4 protein-coding genes are annotated in these 2,440 nt (G+C 64.6%); 2 read left to right on the plus strand and 2 right to left on the minus strand.

Translation table 11 applies throughout. The annotated features are described in order from the left end of the window. Positions 1–217 precede the first annotated feature (217 nt). Both H0W38_RS20920 and H0W38_RS20925 read right to left on the minus strand, forming a co-directional pair. On the minus strand, positions 218–352 hold the full coding sequence (locus H0W38_RS20920) for a hypothetical protein (protein WP_292457817.1): 135 nt from the start codon (positions 350–352) through the stop codon (positions 218–220). A gap of 350 nt (positions 353–702) precedes the next feature. Continuing rightward, positions 703–1,194 carry a hypothetical protein gene (locus H0W38_RS20925; protein WP_292457818.1) on the minus strand — a complete coding sequence of 164 codons (492 nt, stop codon included), beginning with the start codon at positions 1,192–1,194 and terminating at the stop codon, positions 703–705. Positions 1,195–1,608: 414 nt separating this feature from the next. Here H0W38_RS20925 and H0W38_RS20930 point away from each other — a divergent pair, with 414 nt between their 5' ends. Next, positions 1,609–1,917, plus strand: coding sequence for a DUF2282 domain-containing protein (locus H0W38_RS20930; protein WP_292457820.1), 309 nt, complete (start codon positions 1,609–1,611; stop codon positions 1,915–1,917). A gap of 46 nt (positions 1,918–1,963) precedes the next feature. Further along, positions 1,964–2,440: DUF692 family multinuclear iron-containing protein (locus tag H0W38_RS20935; protein ID WP_292457821.1), on the plus strand; the 477-nt coding region annotated here is incomplete at its 3' end.

A 2,440-nucleotide genomic window follows, 5' to 3' on the forward strand; every position in this document is an offset into this window, starting at 1 on the left:
GGGATGCCGTGCAGCGCGCGGTGCAGCCTCGTGCGAATCTGCTCGGGGCCGATTCGAGCGCGGCATGAAGCTGCGCGTGAGCCGCAACGATGTTTTTCCGCGCTTCGAAGGTTGCTTGAACGCTACCTTCCGCAAGGCAGTATTGCCGCGCCAGCCAGCGGACTGGGTCGCCAAGCAATAGCTGTCGATCGCCTCACCGTGGACCAGAATAACAAGATCATTTGGAGCGCAGAAACTTGATCAGCGCTGCGATCGCCAAGACCACTGCGACGACGATCAGCAGTCCGGCCAACGCCATGCCGCCCATCATCCAGCCCATTCCGCCCATATCGCCCATATCGCCCATCATCATTTTCTGCCTCCAACGGACCCACTGCTCGAACTCAAACCATGTAGCCGATATCGGAAGCCCCCGTCGCGTAGGCGAACATGGTGCTCCTGATGGCCGACGCCGGTCAGATCATGGCGGATCGCCAGCGAAGAGGTGGGTGACCTTATCCGCATGGGGACCGACAAGGTGGGCGCCGAGGACGCCCACTGCTCTCTTCCACCAGAGAAGATCCAGCCCTTGCAGAGGCTGGACCGGCAACCGACAGAGGGCGGACGGCGGACGTAGGCTTACCATAGACACCGCGCCCCCTTGGCCGGCAAGGCACGGTCAAGTCGAAAGCTATTCGAATCTCAATGCGCATGGCTTGCGGATCAGTGACCTGTCAAGGTTCCGGCACGATGGGCCGGCGGCTTGCGCAGACCCACGTAGACAGCCGCCGCGACAATGCCGAACATGGCGTGCGCGACCAAGCCGACCCAATTCCTCGCTTCGACGAACCACGGGAACATTGCCGGGGCAATCAGATAGAAGTTGACGGCGTAGATGGCGACGACGCCGAACACCATGCCGATGAGCACCGCGGCGACCATGTCGAAGCGATGGACGAGCCAGCCGATGATGGCGCCGTAAACCGCCGACAGCGGCAGATGGATCATCATCGCGGTCATCATGGCCGTGAGCGAAAAGTCCGCTGGCGGCGGCAGGACATCCCGGCCCAGGACCATTGCCGCCATCATCCGGGGCGGCCCCCACGGGCTTTGGCCCATGAACAGCCAGACCAGCATCATCTCGGCCATCATGAAGACCACTCCGGCGATGACACCGGCCCAGACGGCGGCCTTCCAGTCGGTGATCTCGTGCACGTCTCCGACGGCGTTGCGGGCCGAGGGGTGGTGAATCGCGTTTGCCATGGTGTGTGCCTTTCGTTGCGTTCGCCCTTCCGCCGGGCCTGGATGCGCTTGTTCTTCTGCGTCGGCCTTTCCTCACTTCGGAGGAAACTTCCCGGCAAGCAAGTCCTTCATGAGCAAGACGAGTTCCCTCACCGGTCAAGGTGGCGAATCGCCGACGGCGCGTTTTTTCGTGACGACTTAAGGCTTATACGCAGCGGCCGGTGTTTCGGTTACAGCGCCTCCGACGCGGCTGCACTGGGCGGCTCCGGACAAACCCCCAATCGGCGAGTGGCATGTAACTACGGCTGCGCCTGCAGCGACTTAGCAGCAGGCGGCCGATCAAGCCGCCCAGCCCTTAACCCGATGCAAGCCTCACGGAGCATGCCCATGTCGAACTCCCTCACCACCCAGACCACCGCCGCTGCGCTCGCACTGGCGCTCGGCACCGCCCTCACATTGGGCCCCATTGCGGCCCAGGCCCAGCCGGCCGACAAGGAGAAGTGCTACGGCGTCGCAATGAAGGGCAAGAACGATTGCGCCGCCGGTGCCGGCACCACTTGCGCCGGCACCGCCACGCGCGACTACCAGGGCAATGCATGGAAGCTCGTGCCCAAGGGCACTTGCGAAAAGACCGCCTCCAAGACCTCCGACACCGGCTTCGGCCAGATGAAGGAGTTCAAGGAGAAGAAGGCCTGATCGGACCGGCGCCCGACGCCCGCCACAGGCTCGACCGCCGGCCGTCATGACCGACTCCATCCAGCGCACAGCCGGCACGGCCGCGGTGGGCGTCGGCCTGAAGTCGGCTCATGTGCCGGCCGTGCTGGGCCAGGGCGCCGCGGTGGACTTCTTCGAGATCCACGCCGAGAACTACATGGTGGCCGGCGGCCCGCTCCTGCGCCACCTGGAACAGGTGCGCGAGCGCTGGGCGCTGTCCGTGCACGGCGTGGGCCTGTCGATCGGCGGAGAGGGCCCGCTGGACATCCCGCATCTGAGCCGCCTCGCTCGCCTGCTCGAGCGCTATCAGCCGGCCTGGTTTTCGGAGCACCTGGCGTGGTCCAGCCACGGCGGCATGTGGCTCAACGACCTGCTGCCTCTGCCCTACGACTTGTCGACCTTGCAGCGCGTATGCGAGCACGTCGATCAGACGCAGCACCACTTGCGTCGCCGCCTGCTGCTCGAGAACCCGAGCACCTATGTCGAGTTCGCCTCGTCGTCGATG

This window comes from Methylibium sp. (genome assembly GCF_013817365.1).
Taxonomy (GTDB): domain Bacteria; phylum Pseudomonadota; class Gammaproteobacteria; order Burkholderiales; family Burkholderiaceae_C; genus Methylibium.

Coding starts and splice junctions, on each gene's coding strand:
- H0W38_RS20920 (WP_292457817.1), bottom strand. CDS start 352: ATGATGATGGGCGATATGGGCGATATGGGCGGAATGGGCTGGATGATG.
- H0W38_RS20930 (WP_292457820.1), top strand. CDS start 1,609: ATGTCGAACTCCCTCACCACCCAGACCACCGCCGCTGCGCTCGCACTG.